We start from the raw sequence: 20,408 nt of genomic DNA, 5'->3' as shown, positions 1-20,408 counted from the left end.
GTTGACAACGCTGAAATTATTTGTTTCATAGTAGAAATAAGTGGAGCTAAATGAGTTGTCAACTTTAATAACATGGTGCCAGAAAGTTGACAACTCTGAAATAGTATTATAATAATAAAATTCTGTAACCGATTTGGGCATGCCCCAAGCTGCGCAAGGGTCGGGCTATACGTTCCAATCTTTTTTGATGAAGGATCAAAAAAAGGATTTCCACTGCTATCCCTCATGCTAAAATAAAACCATTGCGCCTTTGTTTTGGGTGGAAAAGTATTAAATGGTCTGTGGAGACACAGACCACGGGGATTTTTCCTAAAAGAGTTGTCATTGTAATAGCAGGGTTGCAAGAAGGTTGAGAACGCTGAAATCAATATTTGTCTCTTGCTGGTAAAAATAAGTAGTACTAAAAGAGTTGTCAACTTTAATAACACGCTTGCCAGAAAGTTGACAACTCTGAAATAGCCCCAAGCTCCGCAACGTATAGTCCTTATGCAAAAAGAAAATTAGTGAGCCTTTAAATATTCTATCATAATTTTACACAGCTATTTACGTTTTTGCAGTACAGATTTCTATATTTGAAAAACGATTAACAAACCCCACATGAAAAAGATATTATTATCTGCAATGGCACTATTGCCACTTGCAGCTTTAGCACAAAAACCGTTTACCGTTAGCGGTGATATAAAAGGATTAAAAAGTGGCGATAAGGTTTATTTAATCTATCAAAGCGAGGGTAAAAGTGTTACCGATTCTGCAACTGTTGCCAATGGTGCTTTTAACTTTAAAGGTACCTTAGTAAACCCTGCGCAAGGAAGCCTTTACTTAAATAAAAACCCATTTGTAAACCGCCCTGCACAGGGTGAAAAATTAGATGGGCTTTCACTTTACGTAGAACCAGGAAATATTAAACTTGCAGCCGCCGATTCATTAAAAAATGCAACGATAACAGGTTCTGTTGTTAATGACGATGCTAAAAAATTAAAGGCACTAACCAAACCGGTAACCGATAAGCTTGATGCCATTAATGTAGAATATGCTGCTTATACGCCCGAGCAAAAACAAGATAAGGCCCTTATGGGTGCTTTAGGTGCACGTTATGAAAAAGAAGCTGCTGCAATGGCTCCATTGTTGTTACAATACGCTAGCAACAATCCAAAATCTTACATCAGCTTAAGTGCAATTAGCCAGCTGGCTCCAGATCCTGATCAGGCAGTGGCAGCAGAAAAAGCTTTTAACGGTTTATCGTCTGAACTTAAAGAGACTTCAGGAGGTAAAAAAATCGCAAAATTATTCGACGCTGGCAGAAAAACTGCTGTTGGTGCAATGGCGATGGACTTTACACAAAACGACCCTAATGGAAAACCAGTAAAATTATCTGATTTTAAAGGTAAATATGTACTTGTTGATTTCTGGGCATCATGGTGTGGCCCTTGTCGCCAGGAAAACCCTAACGTTGTGGTAGCCTATAATAAATTTAAAGATAAAGGCTTTACTGTTTTAGGTGTATCATTAGATCGTCCGGGGAAAAAAGATGCATGGTTAAAAGCAATTGCTGATGATAAGTTAACCTGGACACACGTTTCTGACTTAAAATTCTGGGAAAACGAAGTGGCACAAATGTATGGCATCCAATCTATCCCTGCCAACTTCTTAATTGATCCAACTGGTAAAATTATCGCTAAAGGATTAAGAGAGCAAGCTTTACAGGATAAACTTCAGGAATTGTTGGGAAGTAAATCGAAATAATAATTCGGTTATCCAATCGCTGTGCCGAAAGAGATTGTTAAGGTATCTCCTATGTTTGAGATCAGCATGTTTCTTTCAAAATAAGCCAAGAAATAAATCCAGGGTGGTGCTCACAAGGATAAATAAACTGATAAAAAAGAACCCCTCAGATCAATTGATCTGAGGGGTTCTTTTTTATATACCTGATTAGTTTTAAATTAAATCAAAACCGATATCTTCTCTAAAATATTTACCGTCGAAATAAATTCTACCTGCATCGGCAGTGGCTGATTGCAATGCGGTAAACATATCTTTTTGTAAACTTGTAATCGCAATAACCCTTCCACCGTTTGTTTTAACCACATCATTTTCTAACAGCGTACCAGCATGGAAAGCGTTAGAATGGCGAAGGTTTTCTATTCCGGTGATGGCCTTACCTTTTAAATAATCGCCAGGATAGCCTCCAGCCACAATCATTACGGTAGCAGCGGTTTGATCTGAAATAACAAGATTTACTTCGTTCAGTTTTTTATCTGCGGTAGCTAAAAACAGCTCAACCAGATCGTTTTCAATCCTCGGGATTACACTTTCGGTTTCAGGATCGCCCATGCGTGCATTATACTCAATTACAAATGGCTCTTCTCCTACTTTAATCAATCCGAAAAAGATAAATCCTGTATAATCAATATTATCTTTCTTTAATCCTTCAACTGTTGGTTTAATGATGCGTTCTTCTACTTTGGCCAAAAATTCTGGTGTGGCAAAAGGAACCGGAGAAACCGAACCCATACCGCCTGTATTTAATCCGGTATCATTTAATCCGATCCGTTTATAATCTTTAGCAGATGGCAGTGTGATGTAATTTTCTCCATCTGTTAAAATAAATACCGAAAGCTCTATTCCACTTAAAAATTGTTCGATTACAACTGTTGCGCCAGCTGCACCAAATTTACCACCCAGCATCAGCTTTAATTCTTCCTGTGCTTCGATGGTTTCGGTACAGATTAATACACCTTTACCCGCAGCCAAGCCATCGGCTTTTAAAACTACTGGTAAAGCATGGTTTTGTAGATAAGCCAAACCATCTTCTAAAGTAGCTGGCGTGAAAGATTTTGAAGCCGCTGTAGGAATTCCATGGCGTTCCATAAATTGTTTAGAGAAATCTTTACTTCCTTCTAAAATGGCTCCTTCTTTTTTTGGTCCGATTACAGGAATATGTGCAATGGCTTTATCGGCGAGGAAAAAATCGTGAATACCGTTTACCAAAGGCTCTTCTGGCCCTACTACTACAAGCTGGATATTTTCTGTGAGTACTACTTTTTTGATCGAATCAAAATCGTTTACATTGATATTGATGTTGGTACCGTAAGCTCCTGTACCACCGTTTCCTGGAGCAATAATCAATTTATCGCAGTGCGAAGACTGGCTCATTTTCCAAGCGAATGCGCTCTCTCTGCCGCCTGAACCTAAAAGTAAGATATTCATGTTGACAAAGATAGGATTAGTGTTGGAATGTTGAAATTTTGAACGTTGAAATGTTATCGGCTTTTGGCCTATACCTCCCATTAACCGCATTAGGCTTTGCTAGCTCCCTTTCGCACTGCGCGTCATTTGCTCCAGCATATCCCACATTTCATTAGGGATTGCCTCTAAGCCGTTCATCTGGCCTGCACCCTGCAACCATTCGCCACCATCAATTGTAATTACCTCACCGTTAATGTATCCGGAGAAATCGCTCACCAGAAATGCCGCTAAATTGGCAAGTTCCTGATGATCGCCAACTCTTTTCAACGGTACACGGTTTTTGAAATCGAATTTTTTGGCTAAATCGCCAGGCAATAAACGCTCCCATGCGCCTTTGGTTGGGAAAGGACCCGGGGCAATTGCATTGGTACGGATACCATATTTACCCCACTCTACCGCTAAAGATCTGGTTAATGCTAAAACGCCACCTTTTGCACAGGCAGAAGGCACCACATAGGCTGAACCTGTAAATGCATACGTGGTAATGATATTTAATACAGTTGCTGTTTGTTTTTCCTTAATCCAATGTTTGCCAAAGGTAAGTGTACAATTAACGGTACCTTTTAATACAATATCGATAATAGATGAAAATGCGTTGGCAGACAAACGTTCGGTTGGCGAAATAAAATTACCTGCTGCGTTGTTTAATAACACATCAACCGCACCAAATCTTTCTAAAGTTTTGGCCAGTACATTTTCTACCTGTGCTACCTCCCTCACATCGCAAGCTACAGCCAATATTTTACCGCCTGTTTTTTCTTCCATTTCGTCGGCGGTTTTTTGCAGTACATCTTGTTTGCGACTTGTGATGACTAAGTTTGCGCCTAATTTCAGGAAATAAACACCCATTGCTTTTCCCAGTCCCGTTCCACCGCCAGTAATTACAATGGTTTTTCCTTTTAAAGCGTCTTCTCTAAGCATTGGTGAATTATAACTGAACATAGTGTATTTGGTTATTAGTGGTTGATTGTTGAAATTGGTTAACTGTTGAAACCGGTTAATTGATTAAACTGTGAATTTGCCAGCTGAAAACTAACTACTGCAAACTACTTCCGTTGCAGGTTGGCTAAAATTGTTTTCAGTATGTGGCGTGTTGCCGGCGACCACCATTGTGCCAACATTTTCTCAAGTGTAGCCGACTGATCGGCGGTTACAGCAGTGATCAATTCTTCGCGGATATTTAATTTACTTTGCGACCAGGTATTGCTTTCCAGCTCCATAAATTTTTTAATCTTTCGCTCGGCAGCGGTTAACAAACTTTCATTCCTTACCAGCTCATCTACCAAACCTACTTTTAAAGCTTCCTCAGGGTTATAGAGCTTGCCCGAAAGCAGGCTTTTTGTGGCTTCGGCTTTACCAATCCAAAAGGCGTATAACTGAAAAATACTATTGGGAACGATAATTCCTACCGGAACTTCATTTAAGCCGATAATGTATTGCCCTTCGGCCATTACACGGTAATCGCAGGCTAAAGCCATTACGCAACCACCCGCAGGGCTATGCCCGCTTATTGCTGCTACCATTGGCTTTTTAAACGAAACCAGGTTGGCTGTAAAACCCAGGAACAACTGCCAGAAAGATTTTGCTTCTTCTTCGTTATAATTGTAAAGCTCTACCAGATCCAAACCTGCAGAAAAGAAAGGTGCTGTTCCGGTTAAAATTACACCGCCAATGTTATCATCGGCGGTGATGTTTTTGAGCATATCGTCTAATTCGGTAATCAGCTCGCGGTTTAAGGCGTTTGATTTTCCTCTATCTAATGTTATAGTGGCTAAACGGTCTTTAACACTTACTTTTATTGTATTCATATGTTAAATAGTATCAAGATTATAGGTATTGATTAGCATGATATTTAAGCTAAATATAATTATGCATGCATATCAATTCAAATTTATCTATTTTTCCTTATTTAACATCATAAGTGTAAACTTTTCTACCTAAATGCCCAAAGGCATCTATTCCTTCTATCACCACGCGATATTGTGCAGGCTCATCGGCATTGTAAAAATCAAATTTTCCCTTACCATCTTTATCGGCCACAACCTGTGGGTTCCAATAAATGGTTGTTCTTAAATCGGCCCTGTTACTGTTACTTTCTGTATCGTATTTTGGAGAATAAAATTCTCTTGATATGGTGAAGCCTTTTGGATTAAAGGTTACAATTCCTGGTGCATAACGATCGGTACTTCTGCCTCCATCGCCGCGTTTGGTGGTAATAATAATTACCCCACCGCCACCTTGCGAACCATATATTGCGGTATTACCAATGCTTTTTAAAAGCTCGATGGATTCTACATCTGTCGGCGATACGTTATCCAGAAAATCAGACTCCATTTGCATCCCATCAACGATAATACGAATTGGTGTATCCTGACTGCGCATTAAATACGGCACATTTCCTCTAAAAATTACACCTGGCAAACGGCCCTGCAAACATTGAGATAAGGTAACGCAGGTAGACAACTGATCGGCCGTCATTATAAAATCTGCCCTGCCGGCTCCGTTTAGGTTTGATGAATTTTTAGCAGGATTTTTCTTTTCGGTAATGGTTACTTCCTCCAGCTTAATTGTTCGCTCGAGTAATCCTAAACGGGTCATCTCATTAAAATAACTGTCGCTCTCTTTGATGTATTTCATCAATGTATTGTTCACGTTCACCTCAACATCAGCACCATTTTTATTTTTGGTTACAATCTGATTGGGCACTACATCAAGGTTGATATCAACAAATTTCCTTTCGGTTTTGGTTCTTGCCTGTACTACAAATTTTGTACTGTCGCCAAAACTCAAATTATCAAAAACAAACTTACCTTCGGCATTGGTTACGGTATCTAAAATATACATCGTTCCTTTGGTAGCCATAAGCATTACTTTTCCACCGGGTACTGGCTTATTGCCCTTGGTTATTGTACCACTGATGGTGATGGATTGTTCGGCTTTGTAGGTAATGTTAGGGCCAACGTTATTAACGATATTCTTCCAGATAAATCTTCTCCACCCTTGGGTAAGCATCAGGTTATCGAGCTCTTTTTGCGTTTGTAGGTCATCCTTTAAAAAGTAATGGTTGGGTTTTTCTACATATCCGATCAAATCAGATGTAAGCAATAAGGAGGTTAGGATATTTGTTTCATTGTCTTCATCTGGTGTTACCTTATTGGCGTTGGTAACCGAAACAGAAAAGCTGCCCAAAACAGGTTGCCCTTCATTGGCGGCATCAAAGGCAAAACTGGTTTTACCTTTTTTAGCTGTTGAAACGCCTGATGAATTGAGTGAAACGTCTATCAGTCCGGCTTTATTATTTACAAAAATTAAACGCTCGGCAATAGGCTGGTTGCTGCCCGAAAATAAGGTAAACTGAACAATACCTGTTGGTAGATTTTTTTTAGGGATATTGGCCAGCAACACTTGTTTATCCATTTTGGCTTTCGAAACATAATACACATTTCCACCATGCTGTGCCACCACTTTTAGCTCCTCACCATTAACCAGATCGGCACTGCCCATAATTTTAAGTACAACCTTGCCAGTATCCAAACTGTTTAAAGATATGGTGTAACCACTTTTAGCGGCAGCCGGAAGTTTTACGGTTTTTTGCGACCCATCTTTAAACTTAATTTTCGCAGAATATGTTTTTCCTGCCTGGTTGTTAAATACCAGGTTTCCCATTCCTAAATAACTGGTTGCAAAATTGGTTATTTCTGCACCTGCTTCATCAACAATAACTCCTTCTACATCTTCTCCATGTCCGCTTGCATTAACAGCCTTTATGGCCACCTTTTGAGGCAGTTCTTCAACAAGTGTTCCTCCTTCGGGCATAAACTGCACATCAACATCGTTAGAAGTTGAAGTAATGGGGATGGATTTAACTACTTTTTGTTTGTTATCAAGCGTGATGGTGGCAATTATCTTACCCGATTTATTCTGAAAAGGTTGATTATTGGTGAAATTGATTACGGCATCACCGCCTAAACTGGTTTTCACCTTCCCTTTGGCTACCGAACGGTAATCTAACTGCACATCATAACTAATTTCGTTCTCACTATAGGCTACTCCATTCTTATCTTCGAAATGCACGGTGGCACTCACTTTATCGGTATTGTTTTCTTTACTGAAGTTGTAAGTTGTTTTTGTAAAAACTTTGTTAGCCCAGCTATTTCCGATCTTAATTGTTTTATCGAAGAAGAATTCAGTTCCAAAATTCCGCATATAATTGGTGTACGCCCTAATGCGGTAATTGCCCTCTCCTAATGAATCGGTAAGCTTAAAATCTCCCCAGGATATGCCGCCCATTATTGGTAGTTTGACTACTTTTTTAAGCGAATCTTTTTCGTTAATCAGCTCTACGTACAGAATTTTACTGATGCTGGATGGTGTACCGGTTTTAGTATTTACCACATAGGCTTTAAACCAAACATCATCCCCTATGGCATAATAAGGCTTATCTAAATGAAGGTGAACTTTTTCCTGGGGATATTTGCTGGTATAATCATCGAATTTTTGTAGAAGCTGACTAAATGGATCATCATCCATTTTAAATGCAGTAAAGCCGATTAATAAACAAACAAAGCTGAGTGCGAGAATAATTCTGGGTTTCATGAGGTTAGGTACAAATAAATACGCGTCAAGGTACAAAACCTAAAGCATACTTTTATGAAGTTACCGTGAAATTTAGTTTGAATTCTAAGTTTTTAGTTGATGGCCCAACAGCGTGCACATATAGTATTGTTTCCCCGGAGATTCAGGGTGGGCTGCGCCTCAGCAATCACTACCGGTTGTTCATAAACCCGACAGCAGCAGCGGCTCCCGATTTCTTCTATAGGGACCACAGCGAATGGCGGGGCTACAGGCCGCCAAAAGGCTGTAACGTTCGTTTTCAAAAGAAAAATGTTGTTTTTGCTAATTATTTGGAAATGAAAGGGCCTGAGCATTTGGCGCCTCCAGTCCCGCTTTTGTTTCTGCCGATGAAAAATCGGCATTCACGACAATCGGGTTTACAAACAATGTTTAGTGCTCAAAAAACAGATCATTGTTCATAAACCCGACAGCAGCGGCGGCTTCCGATTTCTTCTATCAGGAACACAGCGAATGGCGGGACTACTGGCCGCCAAAAGGCTGTAACGTTCGTTTCCAAAAGAAAAATACCTGATTTGAATCAGATATTATGCTTCCCATCAGATTTATAATAAACAAGCTCTATCGGTGATGAAACCTTCCTGCCATAAGCGGCGGCAAATCATGAGTAAATGACAATTTTCAGTTCGGCATCTGCAATTTACAGTTTACCAAGCTGACATTTACAGTTAACCGATTTAAACAATTAACCAACAAACAATCATTAGAATTTATTCTTCCACATCATGCTCTCTACCGGCCTTGTGGTTTTATTGTTGTATTTCGCATTACCTTTTGTATTGTACATGGTTTCAATTTTACCATCAACAACAAAATAAATCAATTGACCTATCGGCATTCCGGCATAAATTTTTACAGGCTGGGCTACCGATATTTCCAACGTCCAGGTGTTGCAAAAGCCAACATCACCTTTACCTGCTGTTGCATGGATATCGATCCCTAACCTACCGGTACTGCTTTTTCCTTCTAAAAACGGAACATGGCCGTGCGTTTCTGTATATTCTACTGTTACGCCCAGATATAACGTGCCCGGATGAAGGATAAATCCATCTTTCGGAATTTCAAAGTGTTCTATTTCATTATGAGCCTTGGCATCAAGCACGCGGCTTTTGTATGTAGCCAGATATTTCCCTAAATGAACATCATACGAGTTGGTGCCTAAACATTCGCGTTTAAAAGGCTCAATGATGATTGTTCCCTTCTCAATTTCTTCTAATATCCTGCTATCAGATAATATCATTTTTATACGTATTTTTGGCCTAAATTATCATTTATTTAAGATAATTTTGCATGTAATCTCCAATTTAATCAATGCCAATTATTTACAATAAAAATATTGATCAGCATTCTGTTTTAGCAATTTGGAAAATTGAGGAAACAGAGGAAGAATTGTTGGCCGGACTACAGCTTAAGCAACATGAACGCGATATAATTTCTTCATTAAATAGCGGAAAACGTTTGCTGCATTGGTTAAGCACCCGACTTTTGTTGAGAACGATGCTTAACACAACTGAATATATAGATTGCCAGTTTGATGAACATGGCAAGCCTTACCTCGTTAATTTCGATTACCATATTTCATTAAGTCACTCTTACGATTACGCTGCCGTAATGATTAGCAAAGATCATCCGGTTGGTGTGGATATAGAATTAATTAAACATAAAATAAAAAGCATTAAACATAAGTTTTTGAGCGATGTAGAACTTGCACAAAAACAGATAGGTGATAATACAGATGGCCTGTATGTAGCCTGGTGTGCCAAAGAAGCAATTTATAAATGGCACGGAAAAAAAGGACTGGAGTTTAAACAGCATATTCACATTAAACCTTTTAAGCTGAAAAGCGAGGGTTCTTTAAATGCAATTATTGAACTTCCTAACGGCACCCGCGAGCTGGCCGTAAACTATTTTAAAACCAAAGACGGCTATATGCTGGGCTATGTAGCAAGCAATTCTTAACCACACAGAGATGAACGCAACAGATGAAAAAGTAATTGCAGCAGATTTGATTCCAACCTTGTTTACAGATTGGGGCTTAACAGATTATCAGCAGGCCTGGGATAAACAGGAAGATTTATTGAATAAAACGGTGGCCATTAAAACCGAAAACCGTGTAAACAATACCCAAAAACCTACCCCAAACCACCTTGTATTTTGCGAACACCCTCACGTTTACACACTGGGCAAAAGCGGGCATCCTGAAAATTTATTGCTGGATGAGCAAGGATTAAAAGCTAAACAGGCTACTTATTATAAAATAAACCGTGGTGGTGATATTACCTATCACGGACCAGGGCAGATTGTAGGTTATCCGATTCTTGATCTTGATAATTTCTTTACCGATATTCATTTATATCTCCGCACACTCGAAGAAGCGGTTATTCTTACTTTGCAGGATTATGGTGTATCAGCAGGCCGCTACCCGGGTTATACTGGTGTTTGGTTGGATGCAGACAATGATAAAGCACGAAAAATATGCGCCATGGGCGTTCGTTGCAGTCGTTGGGTAACCATGCACGGTTTCGCTTTTAATGTAAATGTAGATCTGAATTACTTTAAAAATATTGTTCCATGCGGTATTGATGATAAAGCCGTAACTTCTTTAGCGAAAGAATTGGGCTATCAACCGGATATGGAAGAGGTGAAAGGGAAGCTTAAAAACCATATTGCCAATCTTTTTAAAATGAAGCTGATTTAATGGTTAGGCTTATTCTAATAGTTGCATTAGCTATAGCTACGAAAGCTGCTTTTGCCCAGAATGTGAATAAAATAATCACATTCATAAAAGAGCATCCTAAAAAGGCAGCTATTGTACTGGTAGAGAACAACAAAGAAGTACTTAATCTCAGAGGCAGCCAGGTAATGCCCTTAGCGAGTGCGGCCAAAACCCTAATCGCGATTGAGTTTGCTAATCAGGTTGTTTCGAAAAGGATAAATGCAACGCTAAGTATTCCTATAGCCGAACTTAACAAATATTATATTCCTTTAGATGGAGGTGCACATCCAGCCTGGCTGAAATCGTTAAAAAAGAAAAAAGGCGACAGTGTTTCATTGTTACAGGTTGCTCAGGGCATGATTAGGTTCAGTTCGAATGCCAATACCGAATACCTTGAGGATCTATTAGGCCTGGAAAACATAAACAGCAACATTAAAACACTAAAAATCAGCAAACACACCCCCTATTATTATTTTACCGCTGGCGCACTTATGACATGTTTAAAGCCGGAAAATATTAGCGAAAATTTATGGGCTGCTCAACTGCAGGCAATGCCAATGGATGAATACAGGAAACGCTGCGAAAGCAATCACCTTAAATTAAAAACAGATTCGGCGTTCATTAAAACTCTTAAGCCTGGTGACCTTTCGTTTAGGCTCCAAAAAATATGGTCGGATAAGTTAGTCGCGTCAACCACTGCTGATTATGCAAACATTATGCGGAAAATTAACGATAGAAATTATTTCAAGCCCGAAGTTCAGCAAACATTAGATCAGATTATGGAGTGGCCAATGCTAAATCCTAGCAATCAGGCAGCATTTGAACATTTGGGGCAGAAAGGTGGATCAACCGCATCTATTTTAACAGATGCCTTTTATGCTACAGATAAAACTGGCTTCAAATTATCGTGCGCATTTTTCTTTAATAACTTAACTGAAAAAGAAAATCAAATGATCCAAAATAACTTTGGAAATTTTGAGGCAGGGATTATTACAGATGCTGCTTTTAGACAAAAACTGATCATTGCGCTGAAATAAAACTAAGCTCAAAGCTATTTCGTAGATTAAACTATGAAAATTTTGCTGAACATCATTTTATTTTCTTTACTAACTTCGGGCTGCACAAAAAAAGAGCCCATGTATACCGAACCTACTAGCAGTACGCCTACAACAACCCCGGCAACAACCGGCGATTACACTTACCTGGCCCTGGGCGATTCGTACACCATTGGAGAAGCGGTTAAGCAGGCAGAATCTTTCCCTTATCAACTGCAAAACCTGCTCAAGGCTAAAGGCAAAAATGTAGCAAACCCTAAAATTATTGCTGTTACCGGCTGGACCACCGACGAGCTGCAATCTGCCATAAAAAGAGAAGCCTTAACCGGAACATATAGTTTTGTAACGCTTTTAATCGGCGTTAACAATCAATACCGTGGCTACCCGATAAACACTTATAAAAAAGAGTTCGCAGAATTGTTACAAACAGCGATAACGTTTGCCGGAGGCGATAAAAGCAAAGTCTTTGTGGTTTCCATACCCGATTGGGGGGTTACTCCCTTTGCTAAAAATTCTGGAAGAAACTCCCAAACCATTTCAAGCGAAATCGATAGTTTTAACGCTGCAAATCAAGAAATAACGCTTGCAGCAGGTGTTAGCTACACCAACATTACGCCAGCATCCAGAAATGCAGCCACCGATATTTCTTTAATTGCCAACGATGGGTTGCATCCAAGTGGTAAAATGTATGCCGAATGGGCAAGTGCTTTATTCACAAATGTTGCTAATGTGTTGAAATAATTTAGCCGCTTATTTATTCTGTTTTTAAATTAAAAAATTTACTTTAGTTCAACTATTTAAATTAATCACCTTTAAAAACATTAAAATTATGAATGAGTATGAATCAGGCGGAGTAGCCGCGGGTATTGGCTTAGTTGGGGGTATTTTTTACCTTGCGATAATCGTTTTGTGGATTGTTGGCATGTGGAAAGTATTCGAAAAAGCAGGTAAACCAGGCTGGGCCGCAATTATCCCTATCTACAACTTGATCATTTTGTTAGAAATTGTAGGCAAACCAATGATCTGGATTTTATGGTTAATAATACCTTGTGTTAATATCGTATTTGCAGTTTGGCTTTATAATTTAGTAAGTAAAAGTTTTGGCAAATCAGAAGGCTTTACAGTTGGTTTAGTTATCTTTCCATACATTTTTTGGCCGATCTTGGGTTTTAGCGATGCTAGATATTTAGGTCCATCAGCGGCAGAAGCACAAAACGGCGGTTTTGGAAATAATCCTTTCAACAATCCTTTTAACAAACCAACTGATAATCAGAATACACCTAACGATACCCCTCCACCGGTAGTTTAATTCAGGATGTTTATCATATTTATATTTTGCAGCTTAATCAACTTTGTTGATTGGCTGCAAAATCATTTAATAGCCTGCCCATTTAAAGCTTTAACTGGCATTGATTGTCCGGGTTGTGGCTTCCAAAGATCTTTAATTGCTCTTGTTCAAGGCAATCTATCAAAAAGCTGGTCACTTTACCCACCAACTATACCACTCTTATTGCTGTTTATCTCTACAGTAATACTTTATAAATTCAACATTAAGCAACGCACACTCCTATTCAGGATAATGGTTATCACTGTTGGCAATTTTGTAATGATTAGCTACCTGCACAAAATGTTTTTCAGCTAAACGCTCATATTAGCGGTTAAGTGATTATAATCTTTTAACACCGTTTCTAAAAACTGTAATTCATTCATTCCGGATGGGACGGTTGCCAGAATATGTGCTTTGGTTTTAGCGGCCATGGCATAAATTAAATCGGCATTTCCTGTTTGATAGTAACCTGTTAATACCTCATGTATTAACTCAATATCCCTATCATTTAAATGCAAAACCTCTTTAAACTGCGCGTTGTACTCTTCTGGCAAATTAAAGCTAAAGGCTACATTGGTAAATTCAGTTCTGGGCTTTGTTTTAATTAAAGTGGTTTTGGCCAGTATATCGCCCACTCTCTGGTGGTTTTTGGTTACCGCTACTGAAACCAGTGCAACCACGCCCCAACCAAAAGGGAAACCAAAATCAATCATCCTGAATAGCCACCTAAAAACATACTGACCTAAATTAGGTTGGGATCCATCTAAACTAATTACTTTTATTTTTAATATTTTTTTTCCTAAAGTCTGGCCTTCCATTGTAATTTCACATACCAGATCGTAGAAAGCAAAAATGGCCAGAAATATAAAAAAAACAACCATTGCAGCACTACCCGACATTGCCATCTGGGCTGCCCCCATCACCACCATGGTAATAACCGCAATAACTAAAAACCCGGCCAAATCTATGCAGCGGGCAGCTATGCGTTCTCCCAGTCCGGCAATTTCGTAATCAATATCAATATTTTGAGCGGTGCTAATTTTGATGCTATCCATATTCAAACATAATTTTTTTTAAAGATAATTGCTGTATATCGATCTTAAATTATTTTCAACTAATGATTTCTTATATTTCCGCCAATTATTGCATCTGCATTAAAAATGTTTCGAGATGAGAAACAATGTAAATTTCATTTCCACAAAAAATTAACTATTTTAACCCAAGATTTGGTAACGCCTTAAATGAGAGAAGCATTATTTGTTAAACAGAATTCGGAGAAGTGGCAAAATTACGATTCCATGCAACAGGCCAATCCTGATGAAGTTGCCAATCAGTTTATAGAAATAACCAACGACCTTGCTTACTCAAAAACATTTTATCCCAATTCTAAAACCACAGCTTATTTAAACGGTTTGGCCTCCAAACTGCATCAATCAGTTTATAAAAACAAAAAAGAGAAATCGAACCGGTTTATTCATTTCTGGAAAACCGAACTCCCTTTAATTTTTTTACAACACCGTAAACAAATATACTATGCGCTGGCATTCTTCCTGATTTCGTGTGCAATTGGTGCTTTATCGGCCAAGTACGACGATACTTTTGTGCGCCTGATTATGGGCGATGGTTATGTAAATATGACTAATGAAAATATTGCAAAAGGCGATCCTTTTGGTGTATACAAGCAAGAAAATGAGCTTATGATGTTTTTCCAAATTGGGGTAAACAATATTTATGTTGCCTTATATACATTTGTTCTGGGCATTATTTTTTCATTTGGCTCGATAGTTTCACTGTTCAGAAATGGCATAATGCTCGGATCTTTTCAATATTTCTTTTTTAGCAGAGGCTTAGGTTTTCAATCGGTACTGGTAATCTGGATCCATGGAACATTAGAAATATCTGCAATCGTTTTGGCAGGAGCCGCAGGATTGATATTGGGCAATAGTTTTTTATTTCCTAAAACCTATACCCGAATGGCATCTGTACTCAAAGGAGCAAAAGATGGTTTAAAAATCGTGATCGGTTTGATCCCTATTTTTATCGTTGCTGCATTTTTCGAAAGCTTTGTTACACGGCATACCGGCATGCCCCTATGGCTAAGCATTTCGATCCTGTTATCATCCGCAGCTTTTATCATTTGGTATGTATTTATCTACCCTATTAAAATTTACAATAAACAACAATCACTAGATTAAAATGGCAGCAATTGAATTTAAGAAAAGAAGAGATTTCGGACAGGTGATTAATGATACTTTTACCTTTATGCGCCAAAATTTTAAGCCATTAATCAAAGTGTATTTTACATTTTGTGGCTTATTTGTTCTGGCAAGTATGCTAACCATGTTGTTGCAACAATATAAAATGGTAAACATCATCAATACTTTCGGTAGTGGAACGGGTACAAGCGGATTAGCTTTTGGGCGTTTATACGGAATAGAATATTTCTTATCTATCTTATTTTCTTTGGCCACTTATGCAAGTATGAGTGTAGCCATACTCTCTTATATTGCTATTTATGTGCAAAAAGGCAATCAAACGCCTACCATAGATGAGGTTTGGGGATATTTTAAATACTATTTCTTCCGAATTTTTGGCAGCTCTCTTCTATTGATCATCATGTTGTGTGTTGCTTTTATGTTCTGCCTGATACCCGGCTTTTGGCTATTTCCTTTCATTGCGATGATGTTTCCTATTATGGTAATTGAAAACGGCTCTTTAAGTTATTCATTTAGCAGAAGCTTCAAAATTATTAAGGATAATTTCTGGATTACTTTTGGTACACTGATCGTGGTATGGATTATTGTTTATGCCTGCATGAGTATGGTTATTTTGCCTACCAGTTTGTTTAATATGATCGGGATGTTTACACATAAAACACCCCACATGTCGCTAACCCTTACCATGATTACCACTGTGCTACAATCGCTGTGTCAGGTATTTACCATTATACCCATCATCACCATTTCGCTGGCTTATTTTAGTTTGGTAGAACAGAAAGAAAGTACCGGATTGATGGAGCGGATTGCAAATTTCGGCAATACAGAAAAACCAATAGATACCCGACCTGAAGAATATTAAAATGCAACGTGCTGTAATCCGATATTTTCTTGTTTTTCTGTTGTTTTTTATTCCGGTAATCAGCAATGCGCAAGCTATTAAGCCGAAAGCAAAATCTTTGATCGTCGAGGTAGACAGCACCAAAATTACGCCATCAAAATTTGATAAAGATGCCATTAGTGATTACAAGGCGCAAAAAGAATTTCAGTACGACGAGATAGGACAGCAACAATTGTCGCTTTGGGATAAATTTTGGATGTGGTTTTGGCGTTTGATAGGTGATTTGTTTCAAGGTGCATCATCAAACCCATTTTCGCGGTATATTTTTATCGGATTGGGCGTTGCATTAATTTTATATATTGTAATTAAGATTATTGGTGCCGAGAATATTTTCAGGAAGAAATCAAAAGCAACCATACTGCCTTACGATGTGATTACAGAAAATATTCATGAAATTGATTACGAACAGGAATTGCAAAGGTTGGTTTCCGAAAGAAAATTCCGTTTGGCCGTTAGGCTTTTGTATCTCCGTGCGTTAAAACAACTCAGCGATGCCGAAATAATTCAGTGGCAGCCAGATAAAACGAATTACAATTACCTGATGGAGATTAGCAAACCGGAACTTAGAAACGATTTCAGCAGACTTACCCTGCAGTTCGATTACATCTGGTATGGCGATTTCCCTATTGATGAAGTAAAATTCGAGCCTATAAATCAATCGTTTAACCAGTTTAACAGGCAGATTAAATGAAAGGATACAAAATATACCTGGTTATTGGTGCTTTCCTCATCATTGCTTACTTGGTTGCGCAGTATAATAAGCCTACGCCCACTAATTGGGCCCCAACTTATGCTACAAAAGATAAAATTCCTTACGGAACTTTTATTTTGTACAATAGAATTAAAGATATTTTACCCGCAGCAGATGTTCAGCTATCAAAAATTGCCATTTACAATACCTTAAAAGGAAAAAAACTGAATAAAACAGCCTATTTAATTGTTGCTCAAAAGGCAGAGATCAGCAAAACCGATTTCGGCCAGATGGTTAAATACATGCAGGCCGGAAACGATGTATTTATTGCCAGTTACGATTTAGGTAATTTGGAAAAAGACCTTAAGATACAAACTTCTACCTCGATGACGGCTGAAGGTAATAACCTGAATTTCACTAATCCAAATTTAAAAACCGAAGCCAACTATGGCTTTGAACGAGGCATAGGCAGTCAGTATTTTAGCAAGTTAGATAGCAGCAAAACCACCATACTTGGTGTAAACGGAAAAGGCAGACCTAACTTTATCCGTTACAGTTACGGCAAAGGCAATCTTTACCTGATTGCAGAACCTGGATTTTACACCAATTTTAACCTGTTAAATAAATACGGTGCAGAATATGCCGCAAAAACTTTAAGTTATCTACATGGCAGCAAGCAGGTTATTTTCGACGAATATTTTTCTGTCCAAAAAAATACCACAACCGATATGCTTAGGGTATTTTTTAAACATCCCGAACTTGAGTTTGCCTATTACCTGGCCATTTTTAGCCTGATTCTTTTTGTGCTCTACGAGAGCAAACGCAGGCAAAGAATTATTCCGATAGCAGATCCTTTTATCAATTCTTCGCTGGCATTTGTTAATGTAGTGGGAAGTGTATATTACCACGAACGGAATAACCTGGATATTGGCTTAAAGAAAATAAATTATTTTATGGAGTATTTAAGAACAAGGTACTACTTAAAAACCAATGAGATCGACAGCAACTTTGCGCAGTTGTTAATGGAAAAAACAGGCATTAATGAGGCCCTGGCTAAAACATTGACCAAACATTTTATTCAAACGCCAAAAATGAGCGAATTGAGCGATACACAATTGATTAATTTAAACGAAAGCATAGAACAGTTTTATAAAAATACGCAAAGCAATGGAACAAGAACAGTTTAACCCACGTACCGATTTAAGCGCACTCAATGCGGCGGTGAATCAGATAAGAAACGTACTTGGAAATATTATTGTAGGCCAAAAACAGGTTATCGACTTCCTAATTGTTGGTTTGCTTGCCGATGGACATATTTTAATTGAGGGTGTACCCGGTGTGGCAAAAACGTTAAGTGCCAAATTGCTCGCAAAATCGATTGATGCACAGTTTTCGAGGGTTCAGTTTACGCCTGATTTAATGCCATCAGATGTTTTGGGCACACCCATTTTTAATACTAAAACAGGAGATTTCGAATTTAGAAAAGGTCCGATTTTTGGCAATATTATTTTGGTTGATGAGATTAACCGTGCACCTGCAAAAACGCAATCGGCCTTATTCGAGGTGATGGAAGAACGTCAGGTTACTATTGATGGCCAAACCTATATCATGGATGAGCCGTTTATGGTATTGGCCACACAAAACCCAATAGAACAGGAAGGGACCTATCGTTTGCCGGAGGCACAATTGGATAGGTTTTTATTTAAAATAGAAGTAAAATATCCTTCATTAGAGGAAGAAACGGCCATTCTGATGGCTCAGCACACTTTGGTAAATAAAACACTTTTAAGTGAAGTAAAACCAGTATTATCTGTTCAGCAAATACAGGAAGCCAGGGCCATTATCCGTAATTTATTTGTGGAGCCTGAACTTTTAGAGTTTATTGCAAAAATTGTAAACGAAACCCGTAATAATTCATCGCTTTATTTAGGTGCATCGCCAAGAGCATCATTAGCAATTGTACATAGTGCTAAAGCTTTTGCAGCCATCCAAGACAGAGATTTTGTTACACCTGAAGATATTATTGCTGTTGCAGGCCCGGTGCTTGCCCACAGGATATTGTTATCACCAGAGAAAGAAATGGAAGGATTAACCACAACCGATATTGTTAACCAGATTATTAAAAAAATTGAAGTACCAAGATAGTTTTGAATACCAGAGCTTGAAACCTTAAGTGGTATTTAGCCGCAGCAATTATCCAGTTAAAACAATTAGCCGATTAAACAACATTGAAAAAATTCTTTCAGCAATATTATAGCAATCTGTTCCTAACCAACCGGTTATTTATGGCCTTGGGGTTTTGCATTGTGCTTTTTCTGCTGAAATTCTTTTTTGCCTGGCTAGGCGATATTCCTGAAATTGCAACAGGAACAGTAATTATTTTGTTTTTTACCGATATTTTTATTCTTTACCGAAATATCGAAGGTATAGAAGCAAAAAGATTCACCTCAAAACGTTTAAGCAACGGCGACGAAAACCCGGTACAGATTGAGATTAAAAATCATTATGGATTTGGCATAAAAGCAAGAGTAATTGATGAGGTACCTTTCCAGTTTCAGTTACGCGATAAAGATTTTAAACTTCATTTAAAACCTGCAGAAATCAAGTCAATTCATTATAATTTGCGTCCAACCAAACGTGGGGAGTATGATTTTGGATTTATCAGAACTTATATTGGTTCACCCCTGGGTTTAATTAATCGCCGCTATAATTTTGATGGTTCAAAAATTCTACCTGTATTCCCATCCTTTATCAACCTTGGGCAATACGAATTGATGGCTGTTTCACGCTATTTAACTGAATTTGGCATAAAAAAAATCAGGAAAATTGGCCAGAGCAGCGAGTTCGATCAGATTAAAAATTACGTCGGAGGTGATGATATACGCACCATAAACTGGAAAGCTACTGCCAGAAAAGGCGGTTTAATGGTAAATACTTATACAGACGAGAAATCGCAGAATATTTATTGCGTTATTGATAAATCGCGTGTAATGCGCATGCCTTTTGAAGGGTTAAGTTTGCTTGATTATGCCATAAATGCTACTGTAGCACTTTCAAAAGTGGCAATGCTTAAAGAAGATAAGGCCGGTTTAATTACAATAGCTGAAAATATCGGATCGGTTGTTCCTGCAGACCGTAAGGAATCACAGCTGGGCACTATTATGAATGTGCTTTATAAAGAAAAAACACGGTATCTGGAGAGTAACCTCGAAGCCTTATATTCAGCCGTGCGCTCGGTAGTAAAACAACGCGGGCTCCTGGTTTTCTTTACTAATTTTGAAAGCTTATCGGCACTACAAAGGCAATTGCCCTACCTGAAAAGGATTGCCAGATACCATTTGTTAGTGGTTGTCTTTTTCGAAAATACTGAACTGAAAGAATTAAGCACTGAACCTGCAAAAAATGTGGAAGGTATTTATCACAAAACAATTGCAGAGAAATTTATCTACGAGAAAAAGTTAATGGTTAAAGAGCTTAACAAAAATGGCATTCTCGCTATTCTTACGCCTCCACAAAAATTAACGGTTAATGTAATTAATCAGTATCTGGCCTTAAAGGCACAACAGCGGATTTAGTGTGGCGCTTGGAGTAATGAGTTTGGATGCGATGATCCACTGAAACATG

Annotated in this window: 19 protein-coding genes; 13 read left to right on the top strand and 6 right to left on the bottom strand. The window is 38.3% G+C overall.

Annotation, left to right across the window (positions count from 1 at the left end; genetic code table 11):
• Positions 1-597 precede the first annotated feature (597 nt).
• On the top strand, positions 598-1,743 hold the full coding sequence (locus ACZZZW_RS03275; RefSeq protein WP_055909255.1) for a TlpA disulfide reductase family protein: 1,146 nt from the start codon (positions 598-600) through the stop codon (positions 1,741-1,743).
• 192 nt (positions 1,744-1,935) lie between these two features.
• On the opposite strand, the gene purD is transcribed toward ACZZZW_RS03275, so the two are convergent.
• The 5 genes from purD to dcd all read right to left on the bottom strand — a co-directional run bounded on the left by purD (position 1,936) and on the right by dcd (position 9,118).
• Positions 1,936-3,207 carry a phosphoribosylamine--glycine ligase gene (gene purD, locus ACZZZW_RS03270; RefSeq protein ID WP_055909258.1) on the bottom strand — a complete coding sequence of 424 codons (1,272 nt, stop codon included), beginning with the start codon at positions 3,205-3,207 and terminating at the stop codon, positions 1,936-1,938.
• A gap of 99 nt (positions 3,208-3,306) precedes the next feature.
• Positions 3,307-4,188: an SDR family oxidoreductase gene (locus ACZZZW_RS03265; RefSeq protein WP_055909260.1), complete on the bottom strand. Its 882-nt coding sequence runs from the start codon at positions 4,186-4,188 to the stop codon at positions 3,307-3,309.
• Positions 4,189-4,292: 104 nt separating this feature from the next.
• A complete protein-coding gene (locus ACZZZW_RS03260; protein ID WP_055909261.1) occupies positions 4,293-5,054 on the bottom strand; it encodes an enoyl-CoA hydratase/isomerase family protein in 762 nt (253 codons plus the stop codon).
• 97 nt (positions 5,055-5,151) lie between these two features.
• On the bottom strand, positions 5,152-7,842 hold the full coding sequence (locus tag ACZZZW_RS03255; RefSeq protein WP_463492256.1) for a carboxypeptidase-like regulatory domain-containing protein: 2,691 nt from the start codon (positions 7,840-7,842) through the stop codon (positions 5,152-5,154).
• Positions 7,843-8,581: 739 nt separating this feature from the next.
• Positions 8,582-9,118 (bottom strand): dCTP deaminase, encoded by a 537-nt coding sequence (gene dcd, locus ACZZZW_RS03250; RefSeq protein WP_055909269.1) that lies wholly within the window; start codon positions 9,116-9,118, stop codon positions 8,582-8,584.
• 71 nt (positions 9,119-9,189) lie between these two features.
• Here dcd and ACZZZW_RS03245 point away from each other — a divergent pair, with 71 nt between their 5' ends.
• From ACZZZW_RS03245 to ACZZZW_RS03220, 6 genes are all read left to right on the top strand, one after another.
• The gene (locus ACZZZW_RS03245) at positions 9,190-9,837 is read left to right on the top strand and encodes a 4'-phosphopantetheinyl transferase family protein (protein ID WP_463492255.1); all 648 of its coding nucleotides are present in this window, start codon (positions 9,190-9,192) and stop codon (positions 9,835-9,837) included.
• A gap of 10 nt (positions 9,838-9,847) precedes the next feature.
• Complete coding sequence (gene lipB, locus ACZZZW_RS03240; protein ID WP_055909276.1) at positions 9,848-10,576, top strand: lipoyl(octanoyl) transferase LipB; 729 nt, start codon at positions 9,848-9,850, stop codon at positions 10,574-10,576.
• Positions 10,576-11,631 carry a serine hydrolase gene (locus ACZZZW_RS03235; RefSeq protein WP_463492254.1) on the top strand — a complete coding sequence of 352 codons (1,056 nt, stop codon included), beginning with the start codon at positions 10,576-10,578 and terminating at the stop codon, positions 11,629-11,631. Before lipB ends, ACZZZW_RS03235 begins: the two co-directional genes overlap by 1 nt.
• Before the next feature lie 33 nt (positions 11,632-11,664).
• On the top strand, positions 11,665-12,390 hold the full coding sequence (locus tag ACZZZW_RS03230) for an SGNH/GDSL hydrolase family protein (protein ID WP_055909283.1): 726 nt from the start codon (positions 11,665-11,667) through the stop codon (positions 12,388-12,390).
• Between the two features lie 88 nt (positions 12,391-12,478).
• Positions 12,479-12,958, top strand: a complete 480-nt coding sequence (locus ACZZZW_RS03225; RefSeq protein ID WP_055909285.1) for a DUF5684 domain-containing protein — start codon at positions 12,479-12,481, stop codon at positions 12,956-12,958.
• Between the two features lie 6 nt (positions 12,959-12,964).
• A complete protein-coding gene (locus tag ACZZZW_RS03220) occupies positions 12,965-13,291 on the top strand; it encodes a DUF2752 domain-containing protein (protein ID WP_055909288.1) in 327 nt (108 codons plus the stop codon).
• Here ACZZZW_RS03220 and ACZZZW_RS03215 read toward each other — a convergent pair.
• Positions 13,288-14,031: an RDD family protein gene (locus ACZZZW_RS03215; protein ID WP_463492253.1), complete on the bottom strand. Its 744-nt coding sequence runs from the start codon at positions 14,029-14,031 to the stop codon at positions 13,288-13,290. The genes ACZZZW_RS03220 and ACZZZW_RS03215 overlap by 4 nt on opposite strands.
• A 186-nt stretch (positions 14,032-14,217) precedes the next feature.
• Here ACZZZW_RS03215 and ACZZZW_RS03210 point away from each other — a divergent pair, with 186 nt between their 5' ends.
• The 6 genes from ACZZZW_RS03210 to ACZZZW_RS03185 all read left to right on the top strand — a co-directional run bounded on the left by ACZZZW_RS03210 (position 14,218) and on the right by ACZZZW_RS03185 (position 20,359).
• Entirely contained in the window at positions 14,218-15,171 is a 954-nt protein-coding gene (locus ACZZZW_RS03210; protein ID WP_055909294.1) for a stage II sporulation protein M, read from the top strand.
• Between the two features lies 1 nt (position 15,172).
• The gene (locus ACZZZW_RS03205; protein ID WP_055909297.1) at positions 15,173-16,054 is read left to right on the top strand and encodes a hypothetical protein; all 882 of its coding nucleotides are present in this window, start codon (positions 15,173-15,175) and stop codon (positions 16,052-16,054) included.
• 1 nt (position 16,055) lies between these two features.
• Positions 16,056-16,784 carry a DUF4129 domain-containing protein gene (locus tag ACZZZW_RS03200; RefSeq protein ID WP_055909300.1) on the top strand — a complete coding sequence of 243 codons (729 nt, stop codon included), beginning with the start codon at positions 16,056-16,058 and terminating at the stop codon, positions 16,782-16,784.
• Positions 16,781-17,971 carry a DUF4350 domain-containing protein gene (locus ACZZZW_RS03195; RefSeq protein ID WP_055909304.1) on the top strand — a complete coding sequence of 397 codons (1,191 nt, stop codon included), beginning with the start codon at positions 16,781-16,783 and terminating at the stop codon, positions 17,969-17,971. The genes ACZZZW_RS03200 and ACZZZW_RS03195 overlap by 4 nt, the downstream gene beginning before the upstream one ends.
• The gene (locus tag ACZZZW_RS03190; RefSeq protein ID WP_463492252.1) at positions 17,952-18,929 is read left to right on the top strand and encodes an AAA family ATPase; all 978 of its coding nucleotides are present in this window, start codon (positions 17,952-17,954) and stop codon (positions 18,927-18,929) included. Before ACZZZW_RS03195 ends, ACZZZW_RS03190 begins: the two co-directional genes overlap by 20 nt.
• 83 nt (positions 18,930-19,012) lie before the next feature.
• Entirely contained in the window at positions 19,013-20,359 is a 1,347-nt protein-coding gene (locus ACZZZW_RS03185) for a DUF58 domain-containing protein (RefSeq protein ID WP_463492251.1), read from the top strand.
• The last annotated feature ends 49 nt before the right edge of the window (positions 20,360-20,408 follow it).

The sequence above is a fragment of the Pedobacter sp. AC379 genome, assembly GCF_979258145.1.
Note: the sequence above shows the minus strand (reverse complement) of the source record. Positions and strands in the feature narration are given on the sequence as shown.

Excerpts from the sequence above, each read along its gene's own strand:
- ACZZZW_RS03275 (WP_055909255.1), top strand. The coding sequence starts at position 598 with ATGAAAAAGATATTATTATCTGCAATGGCACTATTGCCACTTGCAGCT.
- purD (WP_055909258.1), bottom strand. The coding sequence starts at position 3,207 with ATGAATATCTTACTTTTAGGTTCAGGCGGCAGAGAGAGCGCATTCGCT.
- ACZZZW_RS03265 (WP_055909260.1), bottom strand. The coding sequence starts at position 4,188 with ATGTTCAGTTATAATTCACCAATGCTTAGAGAAGACGCTTTAAAAGGA.
- ACZZZW_RS03260 (WP_055909261.1), bottom strand. The coding sequence starts at position 5,054 with ATGAATACAATAAAAGTAAGTGTTAAAGACCGTTTAGCCACTATAACA.
- ACZZZW_RS03255 (WP_463492256.1), bottom strand. The coding sequence starts at position 7,842 with ATGAAACCCAGAATTATTCTCGCACTCAGCTTTGTTTGTTTATTAATC.
- dcd (WP_055909269.1), bottom strand. The coding sequence starts at position 9,118 with ATGATATTATCTGATAGCAGGATATTAGAAGAAATTGAGAAGGGAACA.
- ACZZZW_RS03245 (WP_463492255.1), top strand. The coding sequence starts at position 9,190 with ATGCCAATTATTTACAATAAAAATATTGATCAGCATTCTGTTTTAGCA.
- lipB (WP_055909276.1), top strand. The coding sequence starts at position 9,848 with ATGAACGCAACAGATGAAAAAGTAATTGCAGCAGATTTGATTCCAACC.
- ACZZZW_RS03235 (WP_463492254.1), top strand. The coding sequence starts at position 10,576 with ATGGTTAGGCTTATTCTAATAGTTGCATTAGCTATAGCTACGAAAGCT.
- ACZZZW_RS03230 (WP_055909283.1), top strand. The coding sequence starts at position 11,665 with ATGAAAATTTTGCTGAACATCATTTTATTTTCTTTACTAACTTCGGGC.
- ACZZZW_RS03225 (WP_055909285.1), top strand. The coding sequence starts at position 12,479 with ATGAATGAGTATGAATCAGGCGGAGTAGCCGCGGGTATTGGCTTAGTT.
- ACZZZW_RS03220 (WP_055909288.1), top strand. The coding sequence starts at position 12,965 with ATGTTTATCATATTTATATTTTGCAGCTTAATCAACTTTGTTGATTGG.
- ACZZZW_RS03215 (WP_463492253.1), bottom strand. The coding sequence starts at position 14,031 with ATGGATAGCATCAAAATTAGCACCGCTCAAAATATTGATATTGATTAC.
- ACZZZW_RS03210 (WP_055909294.1), top strand. The coding sequence starts at position 14,218 with ATGAGAGAAGCATTATTTGTTAAACAGAATTCGGAGAAGTGGCAAAAT.
- ACZZZW_RS03205 (WP_055909297.1), top strand. The coding sequence starts at position 15,173 with ATGGCAGCAATTGAATTTAAGAAAAGAAGAGATTTCGGACAGGTGATT.
- ACZZZW_RS03200 (WP_055909300.1), top strand. The coding sequence starts at position 16,056 with ATGCAACGTGCTGTAATCCGATATTTTCTTGTTTTTCTGTTGTTTTTT.
- ACZZZW_RS03195 (WP_055909304.1), top strand. The coding sequence starts at position 16,781 with ATGAAAGGATACAAAATATACCTGGTTATTGGTGCTTTCCTCATCATT.
- ACZZZW_RS03190 (WP_463492252.1), top strand. The coding sequence starts at position 17,952 with ATGGAACAAGAACAGTTTAACCCACGTACCGATTTAAGCGCACTCAAT.